This window comes from Nonomuraea sp. KM88 (genome assembly GCF_052245635.1).
In the GTDB taxonomy this organism is placed as follows: domain Bacteria; phylum Actinomycetota; class Actinomycetes; order Streptosporangiales; family Streptosporangiaceae; genus Nonomuraea.
This window is the reverse complement of sequence record NZ_JBQQCC010000002.1, coordinates 195,900-213,478: the sequence shown is the minus strand read 5'-3', so window position 1 is coordinate 213,478 and position 17,579 is coordinate 195,900. Positions and strand designations below refer to the sequence as shown.

The window sequence follows — 17,579 nt, the reverse complement described above, 5'->3', positions numbered from 1 at the left end:
TGAAGGCAGAGATGACGACCGCAGAGCTCGACCACGTCGACCGTGAACTGATCCGGGCCGCGGCACAGGTCGCGGCCACCCGTTGCCGGGGCGACAACCACACCATGGCGGCCGCGGCCCGCGGCCACGACGGCCGGATCGTCACGGCGGTGAACGCATACCACTTCACCGGCGGCCCCTGCGCGGAGCTGGTCCTCATCGGCGCGGCCGCCACGCAGGGCGTCTACGAGCTGGACATCATCGTCGCGGTGGGCGACCGCGACCGGGGCGTCGTGCCGCCGTGCGGCCGTTGCCGCCAGGTCCTGCTCGACTACTTCCCCGCCCTCAAGGTCATCGTCGGCGCACGCGACGGACTCCGTACGGTCTCCATCGCCGATCTGCTTCCCGACAGCTATGTCTGGGCGGACCGCCGGCTCGACGCCGAGGTGGACGCACCTCCTGGCACGCGCTGATCACAGGGTTGCCTGACGCCGCGCCGGCCCGAGCGCTCAGCCCGGTCCATGGGCGACTACGAACCGGTCACGATGGGTCTCACCTGACCGGACGCGCCGGTCAGGACGCGCCGGTCAGGACGCGCCGGTCAGGACGTGCCGGTCAGGACGTGGTGGCCAGGGCGAGCGGGAGCACGGCGGGCGCCCCGGCGTGGCGCACCATGGCCGCGCCCAGCGTCATCGTCCACCCCGTGTCGACACGGTCGTCGATGAGCAGGACCGGGCCGCCGCACTGCGCGATCGCGGCGCCCACGTCCTTCGGCATGGCGAGCGTGCCCCTGATCGCCTGCACCCGTTTGGCGCTGTTGAACTGCTGCCCGGGCGAGCCCGCGCGGTAGCCCAGCTCCCCCAGGTAGGACAGCCGCCCGATCTGGGCCAGCCGTTCGGCGAACGTGCGCACCAGCTTGGGCCGCGTCGCGGACGGCACGCTGACCACGGCCACCGGGCGCTCTCGCCAGTCCCACGCGGACAACACCTTCACCACGGCCGCGAACATGTCGTCGGCCATCGGCCCGTCGCCGGCGCTGAACATCTCGCGCAGCCGGTTGCCCCACCCGATGTCGGTCAGCCGCCCCAGCGCCCTGCCGGGCTCGGCGCCCAGTTCGGGCTTGATCCGGCCGGACAGGTCGGGCAGCCCGGTGGGCCACTGCCTGCGGGCATCGATCTCGACACCGGGCCTGCTCAGGCGCTCGCGGGCGCCCTCGACGGCCTGCGCGCCGATCTCCGTCGAGCGGTGCGTGCCGGTGCAGTTGTCGCAGCGGCCGCACGGCGTGGCGGTCTCGTCGTCGAGGTGCCCGCGCAGGAACCGCTCCCGGCACTCGGAGGTGGTCAGGTAGCTGAGCATGGCGTCCTGCTCGGCCTTGCGTTCCTCGGCGATGCGGGCGTACCGCTCGGTGTCGTAGGCCCACGGCTGCCCGGTGGCCTCCCAGCCGCCCTTGACCCGGCGGACCGCGCCGTCGACGTCGAGGACCTTGAGCATCATCTCCAGCCGGCCCCGGCTCAGGTCGACGGCCGTTTCGAGCGCGGGGGTGGACATGACGCCACGCTCCTCGAGGGTCTGGAGCGTGGTGCGTACGACGGGCTCGGGCGGGAAGGCCAGCGAGGCGAAATAGGCCCAGATGTCGCGGTCTTCCGTGCCGGGCAGCAGGATCACCTCGGCCCGTTCGACGCCGCGCCCGGCCCGGCCGACCTGCTGGTAGTAGGCGACGGGCGACTGCGGAGCCCCCACGTGCACCACGAACCCGAGATCGGGTTTGTCGAACCCCATCCCGAGCGCGCTCGTCGCCACCAGCGCCTTGATCTGGTTGCGGAGCAGCGCCTCCTCGGCCGCCAGCCGCTCGGCCGGTTCGGTCTGGCCGGAGTAGGCAGCCACCTCGAGCCCCTGCTCGCGCAGGTAGCCGGCGATCTCGTGGGCGGCAGCCACGGTGAGGGTGTAGACGATGCCGGAGCCGGGCAGCTCGCGCAGCGTCTGGGCCAGCCAGGCCAGCCGCTGCTCGGCGGAGGGCAGGCGGACGACGCTCAGGTGCAGGCTCTCGCGTTCGAGCGGCCCGCGCAGGACGAGCGTGTCGTCGCCGCCCTCGGGCCGGAGCTCGGGAGGAAGGCTCAACTGCTCGGCCACGTCGCGGGTGACGCGGGCGTTGGCGGTGGCCGTGGTGGCGAGCACGGGGATGCCCGGCGGCAGGTCCCCGAACAATGTGGCCAGCCTGCGGTAGTCGGGCCTGAAGTCGTGGCCCCAGTCGGAGATGCAGTGGGCCTCGTCGACCACGACCAGCCCGGCGCTCTCGGCCAGCTCGGGCAGGACGTTGTCGCGGAAGTCGGGGTTGTTGAGCCGCTCGGGACTGACCAGCAGCACGTCGACCATGCCGTCGGCGACCTGACCGTAGATCTCCTCCCACGCCTCGGGGTTCGCGGAGTTGATCGTGACGGCCCTGATGCCGGCCCGCTCGGCGGCGGCGATCTGGTTGCGCATGAGGGCCAGCAGCGGGGAGACGATGACGGTGGGGCCCTCGCCGAGCTCGCGCAGGAGCGCGGTTGCCACGAAATAGACGGCCGACTTGCCCCAGCCGGTGCGCTGCACGACGAGCACCCTGCGGCGGTCGATCACGAGCGCCTCTATGGCGGCCCACTGGTCGTCGCGGAGCACGGCGTGCTCGCCCGCCAGCGCCCGCAGCCGCGTCTCGGCCTCTTCCCGTAGCATCCCGACATCGGGGGCGTCAATCATGCCTCCCTTGTTACCAGCTCTCCCGGGCGCCGTGGTGAGCGAGGCCCGCAAAACGAGCATCTTTTACGGCATGCGCGGGCTGGTGCCGTGAGGGCTACGCGTCGGCGTGCTCCGGGAAGGCGTTGATGGTGACGCGGTGCATCCGGCGGCGTTCGGTGTAGTCGGCGACCGCGTAGTGCTGGGTGGGGCGGTTGTCCCAGAAGGCCAGCGTCCCGGGCCGCCACCGCAGCCGGAGCTGGAACTCGGGCGAGCGGATGTGGTCGATCAGGAAGGGCAGGAGCGCCTCGTTCTCCCGGTCGCTCAGCCCCACCAGGCGGGTCGTCGACGCGCGGTTGACGAAGAGGGCCTTGCGGCCGGTCTCGGCGTGCACGCGGACGACCGGGCGTTCGATCGGCGGCCACTTCGCCTGGATCTCGGCCAGGTCGAACGGGTGCCCCTTCGAGATGGCCTTCTTCATCGACATCGTGATGTCGTGCACGGCGGTCAGCTCGTCGCACAACCGCTGCAGCGACGGCGAGAGCGTCTCGTAGGCCAGGTACGTGTTGGCCCAGCACGTGTCGCCGCCCACGCTGGGCAACTGGACGCAGCGCAGCAGCGAGCCCATCGGCGGAGTGGGTTCGAAGGTGTTGTCGCTGTGCCACTCGTCGCCGCCTTCGCCCTTGGGCGAGGTCTGGTCGAGCACGTGGATGGGGCTGCCGGCGTCCTTCTTGAAGGCGGGATGGTTGAGCGTGCCGAAGTTGAGGGCGAACTGCAGGTGCTGCTCGTCGTCGATGTTCTGGTCGCGGAAGAACAGGACGAGATGCTTGAGCCAGCCCTCGCGCAGGGTCGTGACCTCTTCCGGGGAGAGCGGCTTGCGCAGATCGACCCCGGTGACCTCGGCGCCGATGTGCTTCGTCACGGGATGGAACTCGATCATGACGCCTCCGGAGACGACGGGACCCTCGTGTCCGGAACGTAACACCCAAGCAATTGCTTGGTCAAGAATGGCAGGACATCGAACATGTTTACGAGAAGTGGCGGGGGATCGCGTATCATCTTGACGCCGGCGACGCGCACACCGCACACTCCCCGGCAACCAGATCATCACCGAGGAGGCGTCTTGACGGCAGCGGCCCTCGCCCGCGCGGCCCCGCGGGCGGCCGGCGAAGGCATGAGCAACGCCATGGATACGTCACAGCGCGCCTGGCTCGTGCCATCATCTCCAGGGGAGAAAACGTCACACCCGCACCGGTCTCGTGCCCGCGCGCGCCTTCGGCCGCCGTCGCGCCGCGACCGGGAGAGCTTACGTCGACGCCCCACCCGCCGACCTGACGCCGCTCTGCCGGGCTGACGGTTACGGTTACCGCACAAGGACAGAAGGAGGATGCGCTTCCCCTCGGCGCGACGACCGAGGCAGCCGCGCAGCACAAGATGGCCCGACGCACGACTGCACCCCCACCTGAGGACTTCGAGGAGCGGATCGTCGACATCGACGTCTCCTCCGAGATGCGCACGAGCTACCTCGAATACGCCTACTCGGTGATCTACCAGCGCGCCCTGCCTGACGCCCGTGACGGCCTCAAGCCGGTGCAGCGGCGCATCCTCTACTCGATGAGCGAGATGGGCCTGCGCCCCGAGCGCGGCCACGTCAAGTCCTCGCGCGTCGTCGGCGACGTCATGGGCAAGCTGCATCCCCACGGCGACAGCGCCATCTACGACGCGCTCGTCCGGCTGGCGCAGCCGTTCTCCATGCGCCTGCCGCTCGTCGACGGCCACGGCAACTTCGGCTCCCCCGACGACTCACCCGCCGCCATGCGTTACACCGAGGCCAGGCTGGCCCCGGCGGCGATGCTCATGGTCGAGTCGCTCGACGAGGACACCGTCGACTTCAAGCCCAACTACGACGGCCAGGAGACCGAGCCCACGGTCATGCCGTCGGCTTTCCCCAACCTGCTGGTCAACGGCACGAGCGGCATCGCGGTCGGCATGGCCACCAACATGGCGCCGCACAACCTCACCGAGGTCGTGGCCGCCGCCCGCCACCTGATCAAGAAGCCGGAGGCGACGCTCGACGAGCTGATGAAGTTCGTGCCGGGGCCCGACCTGCCGACCGGCGGCTCGATCATCGGGCTGCAGGGGGTGCGCGACGCGTACGAGACGGGGCGTGGCACGTTCCGCATGCGCGCCACGTGCACGGTCGAGCAGATCACCCCGCGCCGCAAGGGCATCATCGTCACCGAGCTCCCCTACAACGTCGGCCCCGAACGCGTGGTCACCAAGATCAAAGAGCTGGTGACCAGTAAGAAGCTGCAGGGCATCGCCGACCTCAAAGACCTCACCGACCGGCACAAGGGCCTGCGCCTGGTCATCGAGATCAAAAACGGGTTCATCCCCGAGGCCGTGCTGGAGGAGCTCTACCGGCTCACGCCGATGGAGGAGACCTTCGGCATCAACAACGTCGCCCTCGTCGACGGCGAGCCCCGCACGCTCGGGCTGCGCGAGATGCTCCAAGTCTATGTCGACCACCGGCTCGAGGTCGTGCGCCGCAGGTCGGAGTTCCGGCGCCGTAAGCGCGAGGAGCGCCTGCACCTGGTCGACGGCCTCGTCATCGCGCTGCTCAACATCGACGAGGTCATCCAGGTCATCCGTTCCTCCGACGACTCGGCCCAGGCGCGCACCCGCCTGATGGACGTCTTCGAGCTGTCCGAGGTCCAGGCCGCCTACATCCTCGACACACCCCTGCGCCGGCTGACCAGATACGACAAGCTGGAGCTCGACCGCGAGAAGCAGACCCTCAGCGACGAGATCGCCGCGCTGACCGAGATCCTCTCCTCCCCGGCCAAGCTCCGCCAGGTGGTCTCGGGCGAGCTGGCCGACGTGGCCAAGCGCTACGGCACGCCGCGCCGGACCGTCCTGCTGGAGGCGCCGGGCGTCGCCCGCACCCCCATCCAGTCGCTCCAGGTGGCCGACGACCCGTGCCTGGCGCTGCTGTCCTCGACCGGCCTGCTGGCCCGCACCTCCGACGCCTCGCCGCTGGCGGGCGAGGGCGACCGCACCGCGCACGACGTGCTCGTCTCCGTCGTCCGCACCTCCGTACGCGGTGAGGTGGGCGTGGTCACGTCGCACGGCCGGCTGATCCGCGTCCAGGTCGTCGACCTGCCGACACTGCCGCCCTCGGCCAACCCGCCGTCGTTGTCGGGCGGCCATCCCGTCTCCGAATACGTCTCGCTAGAGCCCGACGAGAAGGTCGTCGGCCTCGGCTCCCTCGACCCCGACAGCCCCGGCCTGGCCCTGGGCACGGCGCAGGGCGTGGTCAAACGGGTGGTGCCCGACTACCCCGCCAACCGCGACGACTTCGAGGTCATCACCCTGAAAGAGGGCGACCGCGTGGTGGGCGCCGTCGAGCTGGTGTCGGAGAGCCACGACCTGGTGTTCATCTCCTCCGACGCCCAGCTCCTGCGCTACTCCGCCACGCTGGTGCGCCCGCAGGGGCGTCCCGCGGGGGGCGTGGCGGGCATCCGCCTCGACGGTGACGCGCGGGCGATCTGGTTCGGCGCAGTCGACCCCGAGCGGCCCGGCCACGTGGTCACGATCGCCGGCTCCTCCACGGCGCTGCCCGGCACGCAGGTGGGCGGCGGCAAGGTGTCCGACTACGCGGAGTTCCCGGCGAAGGGCCGGGCCACGGGCGGCGTCCGGGCTCAGCGGTTCCTGAAGGGCGAGGACGAGCTCCTGCTGGCCTGGGCCGGCCCCGCTCCGGCCAAGGCGGTCTCCACGGTGGGCAAGCCGGTGCCGCTGCCGGAGGAGCTCGGCCGGCGCGACGGCTCGGGCGTCCGCCTCACCCACACGATCGGCGCCATCGGCGGCGCCATCGCCGCCGATCCCGCCGCCCTGCCCTCCGCCGACGGCGAAACACCACTGGAGGAGTGACCGGGGCGCACGTTCACCGGCTCCGCCTGCGGTGGAAAGTGTCCCGGCACCGGCGACTCCGCACCTTGCGACGGAGTCGTCGAGGTGCCGGCTCGCGCGCTTGGACGGGAGCGGCCACGCCGCACACCTCCACCCAACGCCCCTTGACGCCCCGACGGCACCGCATGCCTGAGGTCCCCGCGCGTCGCCGGAACGGCTCTGCCGCGGCGACTGCGCAGGCGTGGACGTGGGGAACCAGCAGGCGGTTGAGGTCCCGGCGATCACCCACGTGCCGGTGGCGCGGGGCTGGTCGGCGCGTGTGACGGCGTCGCCGGGTCCGGTCGCGTGCAGCGCCCGGCCCCGGTGGGCACGTCCGCGTCCTGACGGGTCGGGCGGGCTGATGTTATGAAACGCGCCTTACCTCCGATGGCCTGGGAGAGCGCTCTCTCCCCTCGACTGGAGGTACCGTGTTCCCATCCAGACCACCCTTATGGGCGGCGGCCCTGGCCCTGGCCGGCTCCCTGATCGTCGCCCCACACGCCGCGGCAGCCGCCGAACCGCTCACGGTCACCGACTTCGAGTCGGACGGCGTGCCCGCCGGCGTGTACGCCTGGGGCAACGACGCGGCCTCGACCCCGGCGCTCACCGTCGGGCCCGACTCCACCCTGCCGGAGGCGCCCTCCACGAACCGGGTGCTCACCTCGGTCTACGACGTGAGCCAGTGGGGCGGCTGGTCCCACGACCTGCCCGCCATCCAGGACTGGTCAGCGTACGAGGGGTTCTCCTTCTGGGTGGACGGCACCGGCTCGGGCCAGAAGATCTTCTTCGAGCTCAAGGACGGCGGCGGCGGTCCTGGCAACTCCGAGCTGTTCGAGTCGTCGTTCACCGATGACACGGCGGGCTGGCGGCAGGTGAGGGTGCCGTTCGGGAGCTTCACCCGCCGCGCCGACTACCAGCCCGGCGGAGCCCCGACCGACGGCGAGCTGGACCTGGTCGCCATGTGGGGTTACGGGATGCGCCTGCCCACCGCGCAGGGCACCCTGCGGTGGGACGAGGTGCAGGTGTACGGGACCGCTCCCCCGCGCCCGGTGCGGCTGTCCACGGACCGGCCCGTCTACCCGGTGGACGAGAAGGACAAGGTACGGGTCAGCGTCACGGTCACCACGGCCACCGGTGAGCCGCTCCCCTCCGACCTGGCCGTGGACTACAGGACAGGTACGGGCACCGCGACCCCCGGCGACGACTACACGCCGGCCGAGGGCACGCTGGCGTTCCCCGCGGGCACCGCCTCCGGTTCGGCGCGCACGTTCACCGTCGAGATCAGGAAGGACCGGCAGAGCGAGGTCGCGGAGACCATCCCGATCGAGCTGTCGGGCACGGGCATGCGGCCTCCGGCCGAGCCGCCGGTCATCGTCATCAACGCGCACGACCTGCCGTACCTGAACGCCCGCGAACCCGTCAAGGACCGCGTCTCCGACCTGCTGGGCAGGATGACGCTGGAGGAGAAGGTCGGCCAGATGACGCAGGCCGAGCGCGGCGCGCTGGCCAAGCAGAGCGACATCGCCACGTACCGGCTCGGCTCGCTCCTGTCCGGCGGCGGGTCGGCGCCCGCCAGGAACACGCCGGAGGGGTGGGCCGACATGGTCGACGCCTTCCAGCTCCAGGCCCGGCAGACCCGCCTGCAGGTGCCGCTGATCTACGGCGTCGACGCGGTGCACGGGCACAACAACGTGGTCGGCGCGACGATCTTCCCCCACAACATCGGCCTGGGCGCCGCCCGCGACGCCGACCTCGCCGAGCAGGCGAGCAAGATCACTGCCAGGGAGGTCAGGGCCACCGGCATCCCGTGGAACTTCGCCCCGTGCCTGTGCGTCGCGCGCGACGACCGGTGGGGACGGACGTACGAGTCGTTCGGCGAGGACCCCGCGCTGGTGACGCGGATGGCCACCGTCATCGACGGGCTGCAGGACAACGGGGTGCTGGCCACCGCCAAGCACTACGCCGGCGACGGCGGCACCGCGTACGGCTCGTCCTCCACCGGCGACTACACCATCGACCAGGGCGTCACCCTGACGAGTCGCGAGGAACTGGCGGCGATCCATCTGGCGCCGTTCCAGGAGGCGGTCAAGCGCGGCGTCGCCACCGTGATGCCGTCGTTCTCCAGCGTGGACTTCGGCGACGGGCCGCTCAAGATGCACGCCCACGACGAGCTGATCAACGGCACGCTCAAGGGCGAGCTCGGGTTCAAGGGTTTCGTGATCAGCGACTGGCAGGCCATCGACCAGATCCCCGGCGACTACCCGAGCGACGTGCGCACGTCGGTCAACGCGGGGCTCGACATGATCATGGTCCCGTACGCCTATCCCGAGTTCACCGCAGCGCTCAAGGCCGAGGTCGAGGCCGGTCGGGTGCCGATCGCGCGAGTGGACGCCGCGGTCGCCAGGATCCTGACGCAGAAGTTCCGGCTGGGGCTGTTCGAACGCCCGTACGCCGACCGCTCCCGCCTCGGCGACGTCGGCTCGGCGGCGCACCGCGCGGTCGCCCGCACGGCCGCGGCCAGATCGCAGGTGCTGCTGAAGAACGAGGGCGGCCTGCTGCCGCTGCGGCGCGGCGTCAAGGTGTACGTGGCCGGCTCGAACGCCGACGACATCGGCAACCAGTCGGGCGGCTGGACGATCAGCTGGCAGGGTTCGTCCGGTCCGATCACCACCGGCACCACGATCCTGCAGGCCGTCCGGTCGCGTGCCGGATCCGTGACGTACTCGCGGGACGCCTCAGCCGGCCTGGCGGGGCACGACGTGGGCGTCGTGGTGGTGGGCGAGACCCCGTACGCCGAGGGCCAGGGCGACGTGGGACGCGCGGGCCGCACGCTCGGCCTCTCCCCCTCCGACCGGGCCGCCGTCGACCGGGTGTGCGGGGCGATGAAGTGCGCCGTCCTGGTGGTCTCCGGGCGTCCGATGCTGCTCGGCGACCTGTCGGGCGTCGAATCCGTGGTCGCCTCGTGGCTGCCGGGGACCGAGGGCGACGGCGTGGCCGACACCCTGTTCGGTGCGGTGCCGTACACGGGGCGGCTGCCCTTCACCTGGTTCCGCTCGGTGGAGCAACTGCCGATCAACGTGGGCGACGCCGCCTACGATCCGCTGTTCCCGTACGGGTGGGGGTTGCGCACCGACCGCGCCCGCGAGCGGCTCAAGGGTGTACGACACGAACTCGCCCACGGCGACAGCCGGTCCAAGACGGCGGCCCTGCTGCTGGCGCCCGCCCTGTCAGGCCGCCACTGGCACGCCGACGGCTCCGTCCGTGACACGCGCGTGGTCCTGGGCGCGCTCGAAGCGGCCGCGGCGCTGCTCGAACGTTCGCGGAGCGTCTCGTACGCCACGGCGGACACGCTCGTCTCGGTCGCCAGGGACGTCGCGCAGCGCGCCGGCAAGCGGCCAGACCTGCACGCCGCGGCCGACCACGAACTGGCGGCGGGCGCGTACAGGAAGGCGGTGGACCTGCTGGCCCGGTCGATCCGCTGACGCGGTGAGCATGAACGTCGTCTCCAGGCGCATCGCCCGGCGGTGATGGGGACTGGCCCCGGTGTGGGCGGGGTCAGTCCCCAACCCGGTCCCGGCGGCCCGGTCCGGTCCGGGGAGCAGTCCCCAGGGCCCGGGCCGGGGTCGCTGGACCGGGAGCCCGCGTTCAGCTGGCGCAGAGGCAGAACGGGTGCCCGGCCGGGTCGAGGAACACCCGGAATGCGCCGTCCTCGCTCGGCTGGTGCTCGTGTTTGCGCGCCCCGATCTTGACCGCCTGCGCCTCGGCCTCGTCCAGGTCGTCCACGGTGAGATCGAGGTGGAGCTGCTGGGGGTGCTGCGGGTCGGGCCAGGCCGGCGGCCGGTGGTCGGGGGCGAGCTGGAAGGCCAGCCGTCCGGACGACCCGCCGTCGGAGACCACCACCCAGTCCTCCTCGACGGACGTGACCGGCCACCCGAGGAGGTGCGAGTAGAACTCCGCGAGTCCTTCGGGGCCGGGGCAGTCCAACACGATGCTCCGGAACCTCGCGATGCCGCTCATCGATTCACCTTCCCGGCCTGTTTTACCTGGCCGATCGGAGACAAGAATGTTGCCATGGCTGCCAACTCGTTCATGGTCCCGCTCGGCACTCCCGCGCCGGACTTCGACCTGACCGCCATCGACGGCGGGAGCGTCTCGCTGGAGGACCTCAGAGGCTCTCCCGCCACACTGGTGATCTTCCTGTCCAACCACTGCCCCTACGTACGGCATATCGAGGACGGCATCGGAGCCCTGGCCGCCGGCTACGGCGCGAGACTGTCGGTCGTCGCCATCTCCAGCAACGACAGCGTGAACTACCCGGATGACGAACCGGCACACCTGGCGGAGCAGGCCGAGCGAGCCGGATTCACGTTCCCGTACTTGCTGGACGAGACGCAGGAGGTGGCCAAGGCCTACCGGGCGGCGTGCACGCCCGATTTCTTCCTGTACGACGCTCAGATGCGGCTCGCCTACCGGGGAGAGTTCGACGGCTCGCGGCCGGGCAACGCGGAACCGGTGACCGGCGCGTCCCTGCGGGCGGCCATCGACGCCGTGCTGGCGGGCAACCCGGTGCCGGAAGAACAACACCCGTCACTCGGGTGCGGCATCAAGTGGAAGCCGGGCAACGCACCCGCCTGATCGCCCGCGTGTCCCCTCAACCGGAGGCCGCGATGGCGGACGGGATCGCGAGCAGCAGTTCGTGCGGTTCGCCGCCCTCCCAGCGCCGGATCAGCCGGGTGCCCGCCTCCCCCGGGTCGAAGCCCTCGCAGCCCAGCGGCCCGTAGCAACCCGCCTCATCCAACATGATGATCAGCGGATCGTCGTCGGGGAGACCGGCCGCGTAGGCGGCGGTGTCGAGGAGCGCCAGCGCGCTCCTGGCGTTACGGCCACCGTCGTTCGACTCCACGCGGTCGAGGCGACGCCAGGCTTGAACGCGGAGAAACGCGGCAAGGGATTCGGACCTACTCACGAGCAACCTTCTTCGATCCCGTACATACGGCTACGACATCATCACGCAGAGCGATGGGTATTCGTGGGAGGTTTGCCAAGTCGGGCCATTCGTGACCCCCGGAGAGCATGAAATTCGGCGGGTGAGGGATATTTGTGGTCATGACAGCGTTCGACGACCTGTACGCCGCCAACGCGACGTTCGCCAAGGAGTTCGAGAACTCCACCCTCACCGGCCGGGCGGCCCGCGGGCTGGCCGTGGTGACCTGCATGGACTCCCGCATCGACCCGCTCGGGCTGCTGGGTCTCAAACCGGGCGACGCCAAGATCCTCCGCAACGCGGGCGCCCGGGTGACGGACGACGTACTGCGGACCCTGGTGCTGGCCGTCTACCTGCTGGGCGTCGATCGGGTGCTGGTGATGCCGCACACGGACTGCGGCATGTCCAAGGTGACGGACTCCGACGTGCACGCGCTCACCAGCGGGCAGGGAGTCGACACCCGCAGCCTCGAGTTTCACACCGTGCCCGACCAGGACGAGGCGCTGCGCCACGACCTCATGCGGATCCGCAGCACCCCCTTCCTGCCGAAGGACCTGCCGGTGACGGGCGCCATCTACGACGTCCACACCGGCCGGCTGACCCCGGCCCCGAGACAGGTGTCCGACGCGGCCTGACGTCCCGTCGGAGACGACCTGCCCGGCTCCCGGGTCTGCGCGGTGAACGCACGCACCGGCCGCCGAACCGCACGCTCGACCGACCGCCGAGACCTCCTCCGGCGGATCAACCGCCCGGAGGAGCGGCGTCGCGGACTCATGCCGCGGAGGAGTCGGCGTGCTGGAGGACCGCCAGGGCCTACCGCCAGGCGGGACAAGCAGGGGGCCAGAGGGCGGAGGCGAAACGCCGCCACATCGCCCGGCGCGACCGCGACACCGGCGACCCTCGCCTACACCGGATCGTGAAGAAGGCGAACGTGGCCTGACGCCGCCCGTAGCCTGCGGCGCCCCGCCGCCGCCGGGTCGCGCTGTCCGCCCGCACGGCGATCGCCCTCCGTCCCGCCGGCTTGATCTGCTCGACCACTTCATCGGCACGCTGCTGGTTGTGCTGCAATGTCAGCGCGGCATCGGCACCTGCTTGGGCCAGGCGCTCGGTACGCGGGCCCGCAGGAGCCTTGAGCCGGCCCTCCATCGCCCGCGCACGCCTCTCTGCAGCCCCAACGGCCCCTGTCGCCACGCCACCGTCGAAACGACCTTGGGGGGCTCAGAGGGGGATCGTTTCGCCCTTCAGGGGCCTCTCCAGCGCCGCACACCGCAGGGCCAGACATCTCCCGGGCATGCCTGGAAGACTCAGAAGGCTGAGCCCTGTGCGTCGCCGCGGAGGTGCTCCGGCGATAGGCGGGGCCAGAGAGCGTCAGGCGTCGATGTGGTCGCGATCCACCTCGGCGGCGCTGTTGACGATGAACTCGCGGCGCGGCGCCACGTCGCTGCCCATCAGCAGGCTGAAGATGCCCTCGGCGCCCTCGGCATCCTCGATGCGGACCCGCCGCAGGATGCGGTGGCGGGGATCCATCGTCGTCTCGGCCAGTTGGTCGGCGTCCATCTCGCCCAGGCCCTTGTAACGCTGCACCGGATCCTTCCAGCGCTTGCCGCGCCGCTCCAGATCGCGCAGCACCTTCTGCAACTCTCCGTCGGAGTAGCAGTAGATGTATTTCTCCTTGCCCCGGCCGGGGTTGGTCAGCTCGATGCGGTGCAGCGGCGGCACCGCGGCGAACACGCGCCCCGCCTCCACCATGGGCCGCATGTAGCGGTGGAAGAGGGTCAGCAGCAGGCAACGGATGTGGGCGCCGTCGACGTCGGCGTCGGCCATGAGGATGACCTTGCCGTAGCGGGCCGCCTCGATGTCGAACGAGCGCCCCGAGCCGGCCCCGACCACCTGGATGATGGCGGCGCACTCCGCGTTCTTGAGCATGTCGCTCACGGACGCCTTCTGCACGTTGAGGATCTTGCCCCTGATCGGCAGCAGCGCCTGGAACTCCGAGTCGCGGGCCAGCTTGGCCGTGCCCAGCGCCGAGTCGCCCTCGACGATGAACAACTCGCTGCGGTCGACGTCGTCGCTGCGGCAGTCGACCAGCTTCGCCGGGAGCGCGGAGCTTTCCAGCGCGCTCTTGCGCCGCTGGTTGTCGCGGTGCTCGCGGGCCGCGATGCGGGCCTTGGCCGCCGCGACGATCTTCTCCAGGACGGCCCTGAGAGGCTGCTTGTAGCCGCGCGGCGGGTTGGCGAACAGCTCTTTGAGCTCGCGGGAGACCACGTGGGAGACGATGCGGGTGGCCGCGGAGGTGCCGAGCACCTCCTTGGTCTGGCCCTCGAACTGGGGCTCGGGGACGCGCACGGTGACCACGCCGGTCAGGCCCTCGGAGATGTCGTCCTTGGTCACCGGATCGTCGCCGTTTTTCAGCAGGCGGGTCTCGCGCAGCACCTCGTTGACGGTGCGCACCAGCCCGCGCTCGAAACCGGTCAGGTGGGTGCCGCCCTTGGGCGTGGCGATGACGTTGACGAACGAGCGCACGGTCGACTCGTAGCCCTTGCCCCAGCGGACCGCCACGTCGACGAGGAGCTCGCGCTCCATCTGCGTGGGCGTCATGTGGCCCTGGTCGTCGAGGACCGGCACGGTCTCGTGGAAGTGGCCGGCGCCCTGCAGGCGCAGCACGTCGCAGACGGCCTCGTCGCGGGCCAGGAACTCGGTGAACTCGGAGATGCCGCCGTCGAAGCGGAACTCCTCCTCGATGCACTCCTCGTGCCTACTGTCATAGACCGCCAGGGTCAGCCCCGGCACCAGGAACGCGGTCTGGCGCAGCCGCACGTGGATCTCGTCGAGCGAGACCTCGGCGTCGGGCAGGAAGATCTGCTTGTCGGCCCAGAAGCGCACGCGCGTGCCGGTGACGTTCTTCGGCAGCTTGTCGCCGACGCGCAGCCCGGACTTCTTCTTGAACTTGGCCGTCGGCCCCTCACCGTCGAAGATGCCGGTGACGCCGCGGCGGAAGCTGATCTCGTGCACCCGGCCGTGGAGGTCGACCTCCACGTCGAGCCGTGAGGACAGGGCGTTGACCACGGAGGCGCCGACGCCGTGCAGACCGCCGGACGCGGCGTAGGCGCCGCCGCCGAACTTGCCGCCCGCGTGCAGTTTGGTATAGACCAGCTCCACTCCGGCCAGGCCGCTCTTGGGCTCGACGTCCACCGGGATGCCGCGGCCGTTGTCGCGCACCTCGATGGAGCCGTCGGCGTGGAGCTCGACCTCGATGCGGTCGCAGTGGCCCGCGAGCGCCTCGTCGACCCCGTTGTCCACGATCTCCCAGAGGCAGTGCATGAGCCCGCGGCTGTCGGTGGACCCGATATACATGCCGGGCCGCTTGCGAACGGCCTCGAGGCCCTCAAGCACCGACAGGTGACGAGCCGTGTAACCCGCCTCCACTAGCGTCACTCCAGCTCCCCTGGGTCTAGGCATCGAACACGTGTGCGTAGCTTACCGTTCTTCCCACACGCGCGCGTACAAGCTTGCCATGGAGCCGCGTTTCCTGTTACCAAGCGCCTGATCATCATTACTTCCGGACACATTCTGCTCTGGGCGTAGAGAGGGGGCGGTTGGGAACGTCCACGTCCGGTTAGATGTTGTTCCAAGTGACTGACGCCAGATCCTCGCTTCGGCGGGGGTGACCCGAAAGGCGATACGTGACTGGAGCTCTCGCCCCCGTTAAGCCGCTGACGGCCCTCGACCGCTGCGACCGCTGCGGTGCCCAGGCCTACATTCGCGCGACCCTGCCTGTGGGTGGGGAGCTGCTGTTCTGCGCCCATCATGGGCGTCAGCACATCGCAGCGCTGCGCGAAAAGGGCGCCGACATCCTGGACGAGTCGGCTCGCCTCAGCGAAACCCCAACTGTTGCCCCCAACGACGAGCGCTGACCGGCGCTGGTCGTGATGAGATAACCACATAGCGCGTAACAGCGCGGCCGCCGCTGACCCCTTCCAAGCAGGTGCGCCCGTCACCCGGCCGGTGCATCCGCTGCCCGGACCGGCACGCCGGCCACACGGTAGTGATAGCTTCCCGCGATCTCGAACCCTTCGCCCCGGTAGAGGGCCTGTGCTCCCTCGTTCCTGGCGGTGGTGACCAGGTAGGCGGAGCGCGCGCCCGCGTGCCCGACCAGCGCCCGCAGCACCGCGCGCGCCAGCCCTCGCCGGCGGGCGCCGGGCAACGTGGCCATGCAGTAGACCCCCAGCATGTCTTTCTGCGGCACACCCCTCCCGACGGACAACGCCACACCATCCTCCTCGTACGCCGCATACCAGGCCGGCACTCCGGTGCAGATGCGCTCGGCGTCCTCGACGCCGGCCCCGTAGCGCCCGTCCACGGCCCACCACGTCTCCAGCCAGCCCCGCCACGGCCGATCCTGGATCCTGACCTTGTATCCGGGCGCGTTCCCCGGCGCGCCGGCCATGATCACCGTCGGATCGACCAGGTCGTACCCCCTCCGCTCAAGCTCCTCGTCCAGGCCGGGCGCGGCGTTGAGCCCCAGCGAGAAGACGCAGCGCTGCCCGCGCGTGTCGTAGAACGCCTCCGCGGCCTCGATGGCGCCGCCGAGATCGGCAGGGGCGTGCAGCGGCAGCACGGAGTTGGCCCGCTTGGTCACGCCACCGGCGTAACGCAGCACCCATCCGTCATGTACGCGCTGCTCGTAGGCAGGCCAGGCCTCATGCACCAGCACGTCGAAGTCCATCCGCGCAGCCTAACCACCTCGCCCACCACCCCGACGAACCACCCGGCACCCCCGAAACCACGCCCTCCCACACAAATTAGGCCAACTCGGCATTCCGCACCCACGACACGTGCCATCCCGACGAACGGCCATCCCGAGAACGGCCATCCAGGCTGGCGGGCATTCCCCCAGGGGAGAAGGCACGAACAGGGGACGGAACGAGGGCAGGAGCCAACGGACGAGGTCTCAGGACGGCCCCGCGATCGGACGATGGCCATCGATTCGGCGAAGCGGACGGCCCAGGAGGCGCCGTCGCGGCGCTCAGCCGTCTCCACCTGGTGAGCGTCTCCCTGGACAGAGCCCGGCCCCGGTCGGCGGCTGGGGCCCACTTGGCCTGCCGTGAAGAATGATGAGCAACCCCTAGGCTGGGGCTGTGCTGATTCTGTTGCCGCCGTCGGAGGGGAAGGCGGCGGAAGGCAGCGGCCCGCCCGTCGGCGAGCTGTCGTTCCCCGCCCTGGACAGATCCCGCAAGCGGGTGATGAGCGCGCTCGTGCGGGCGTCCAGGCGCCGTGACGCCATCGACGTGCTCGGCCTGACGCCAGGCCTGGCGGGAGAGCTGGCCAGGAACGTCGCACTGAAGACGGCTCCCACGCTGCCCGCCGCCGACCTCTACACCGGCGTGCTCTACGACAACCTCGGGCTGCGCACCTTGGGCGGCGAGGCCCGCAGCCGGGCCGAGGAGTCGCTGCTGATCTTCTCCGGCCTCTGGGGTGTGGTGCGGATCACCGACCGGATCCCGCCCTACCGCCTGTCGATGGGCGTCAACCTCCCTCCGCTCGGAGGGCTGGGGGCGTTCTGGCGGCCGCAGGTCTCGAAGGTGCTGGACGGCATCCCGGGGCTGGTGGTGGATCTCCGCTCGGCCACCTACGCGAGCGCCTGGCTGCCTGGGGAGCGTTCGGCGACGGTCCGGGTGTTCAGGGACGGCAAGGTGGTCAGTCACATGGCCAAGGCCACCCGAGGCGAGATCGCCCGAGCCCTCCTGCGGCAGGACACCACGCCCACGAGCCCCGATGAACTGGTCAAGGTGCTCGACGCGCTGGGCTACCGCGTCGAAGCGACAGCGCCCACGCGCGCCGGCCGCTCATGGACCCTCGACGTGCACGTCTCCTAGCCACCGCTCCCGGCGCTCGACGTGCACGTCTCGTATCACAGATGCTCGACGTGCACGTCTCGACAGCAGCTGCTCACGACGCT

13 protein-coding genes are annotated in these 17,579 nt (G+C 70.6%); 7 read left to right on the top strand and 6 right to left on the bottom strand.

Features of this window, described 5'->3' with window-relative positions:
• Window positions 1–11 precede the first annotated feature (11 nt).
• A complete protein-coding gene (locus ACTWPV_RS06710; protein WP_443151038.1) occupies window positions 12–452 on the top strand; it encodes a cytidine deaminase family protein in 441 nt (146 codons plus the stop codon).
• Between the two features lie 142 nt (window positions 453–594).
• Here the strand turns inward: ACTWPV_RS06710 and ACTWPV_RS06705 are convergent, their stop codons facing one another.
• Window positions 595–2,712 (bottom strand): RecQ family ATP-dependent DNA helicase, encoded by a 2,118-nt coding sequence (locus ACTWPV_RS06705; RefSeq protein ID WP_443151037.1) that lies wholly within the window; start codon window positions 2,710–2,712, stop codon window positions 595–597.
• Window positions 2,713–2,806: 94 nt separating this feature from the next.
• A complete protein-coding gene (locus ACTWPV_RS06700; protein WP_347646973.1) occupies window positions 2,807–3,628 on the bottom strand; it encodes a TauD/TfdA dioxygenase family protein in 822 nt (273 codons plus the stop codon).
• A 494-nt stretch (window positions 3,629–4,122) separates the two neighbouring features.
• Here ACTWPV_RS06700 and ACTWPV_RS06695 point away from each other — a divergent pair, with 494 nt between their 5' ends.
• Together ACTWPV_RS06695 and ACTWPV_RS06690 are read left to right on the top strand one after the other, a co-directional pair.
• Entirely contained in the window at window positions 4,123–6,618 is a 2,496-nt protein-coding gene (locus tag ACTWPV_RS06695; RefSeq protein WP_443151036.1) for a DNA gyrase/topoisomerase IV subunit A, read from the top strand.
• A gap of 446 nt (window positions 6,619–7,064) precedes the next feature.
• Window positions 7,065–10,118 (top strand): glycoside hydrolase family 3 N-terminal domain-containing protein, encoded by a 3,054-nt coding sequence (locus ACTWPV_RS06690; RefSeq protein WP_443151035.1) that lies wholly within the window; start codon window positions 7,065–7,067, stop codon window positions 10,116–10,118.
• A 163-nt stretch (window positions 10,119–10,281) separates the two neighbouring features.
• Here the strand turns inward: ACTWPV_RS06690 and ACTWPV_RS06685 are convergent, their stop codons facing one another.
• Window positions 10,282–10,653: a VOC family protein gene (locus tag ACTWPV_RS06685; protein WP_443151034.1), complete on the bottom strand. Its 372-nt coding sequence runs from the start codon at window positions 10,651–10,653 to the stop codon at window positions 10,282–10,284.
• Window positions 10,654–10,707: 54 nt separating this feature from the next.
• On the opposite strand from ACTWPV_RS06685, the gene ACTWPV_RS06680 reads away from it, so the two are divergent.
• Window positions 10,708–11,271 carry a thioredoxin family protein gene (locus ACTWPV_RS06680; protein WP_443151033.1) on the top strand — a complete coding sequence of 188 codons (564 nt, stop codon included), beginning with the start codon at window positions 10,708–10,710 and terminating at the stop codon, window positions 11,269–11,271.
• Window positions 11,272–11,287: 16 nt separating this feature from the next.
• On the opposite strand, the gene ACTWPV_RS06675 is transcribed toward ACTWPV_RS06680, so the two are convergent.
• Window positions 11,288–11,539: a hypothetical protein gene (locus ACTWPV_RS06675; protein ID WP_347646978.1), complete on the bottom strand. Its 252-nt coding sequence runs from the start codon at window positions 11,537–11,539 to the stop codon at window positions 11,288–11,290.
• Between the two features lie 203 nt (window positions 11,540–11,742).
• Between ACTWPV_RS06675 and ACTWPV_RS06670 the strand changes: the two genes are divergently transcribed.
• Window positions 11,743–12,255, top strand: a complete 513-nt coding sequence (locus ACTWPV_RS06670; RefSeq protein WP_347646979.1) for a beta-class carbonic anhydrase — start codon at window positions 11,743–11,745, stop codon at window positions 12,253–12,255.
• Window positions 12,256–12,988: 733 nt separating this feature from the next.
• Here ACTWPV_RS06670 and ACTWPV_RS06665 read toward each other — a convergent pair.
• Entirely contained in the window at window positions 12,989–15,079 is a 2,091-nt protein-coding gene (locus tag ACTWPV_RS06665; protein WP_443151032.1) for a DNA gyrase/topoisomerase IV subunit B, read from the bottom strand.
• Window positions 15,080–15,303: 224 nt separating this feature from the next.
• Between ACTWPV_RS06665 and ACTWPV_RS06660 the strand changes: the two genes are divergently transcribed.
• Window positions 15,304–15,534, top strand: coding sequence for a DUF7455 domain-containing protein (locus ACTWPV_RS06660; RefSeq protein WP_132342023.1), 231 nt, complete (start codon window positions 15,304–15,306; stop codon window positions 15,532–15,534).
• An 80-nt stretch (window positions 15,535–15,614) separates the two neighbouring features.
• Here the strand turns inward: ACTWPV_RS06660 and ACTWPV_RS06655 are convergent, their stop codons facing one another.
• On the bottom strand, window positions 15,615–16,346 hold the full coding sequence (locus ACTWPV_RS06655) for a GNAT family N-acetyltransferase (RefSeq protein ID WP_443151031.1): 732 nt from the start codon (window positions 16,344–16,346) through the stop codon (window positions 15,615–15,617).
• Between the two features lie 412 nt (window positions 16,347–16,758).
• On the opposite strand from ACTWPV_RS06655, the gene ACTWPV_RS06650 reads away from it, so the two are divergent.
• Window positions 16,759–17,496 (top strand): YaaA family protein, encoded by a 738-nt coding sequence (locus ACTWPV_RS06650; RefSeq protein WP_443151030.1) that lies wholly within the window; start codon window positions 16,759–16,761, stop codon window positions 17,494–17,496.
• Window positions 17,497–17,579 lie beyond the last annotated feature (83 nt).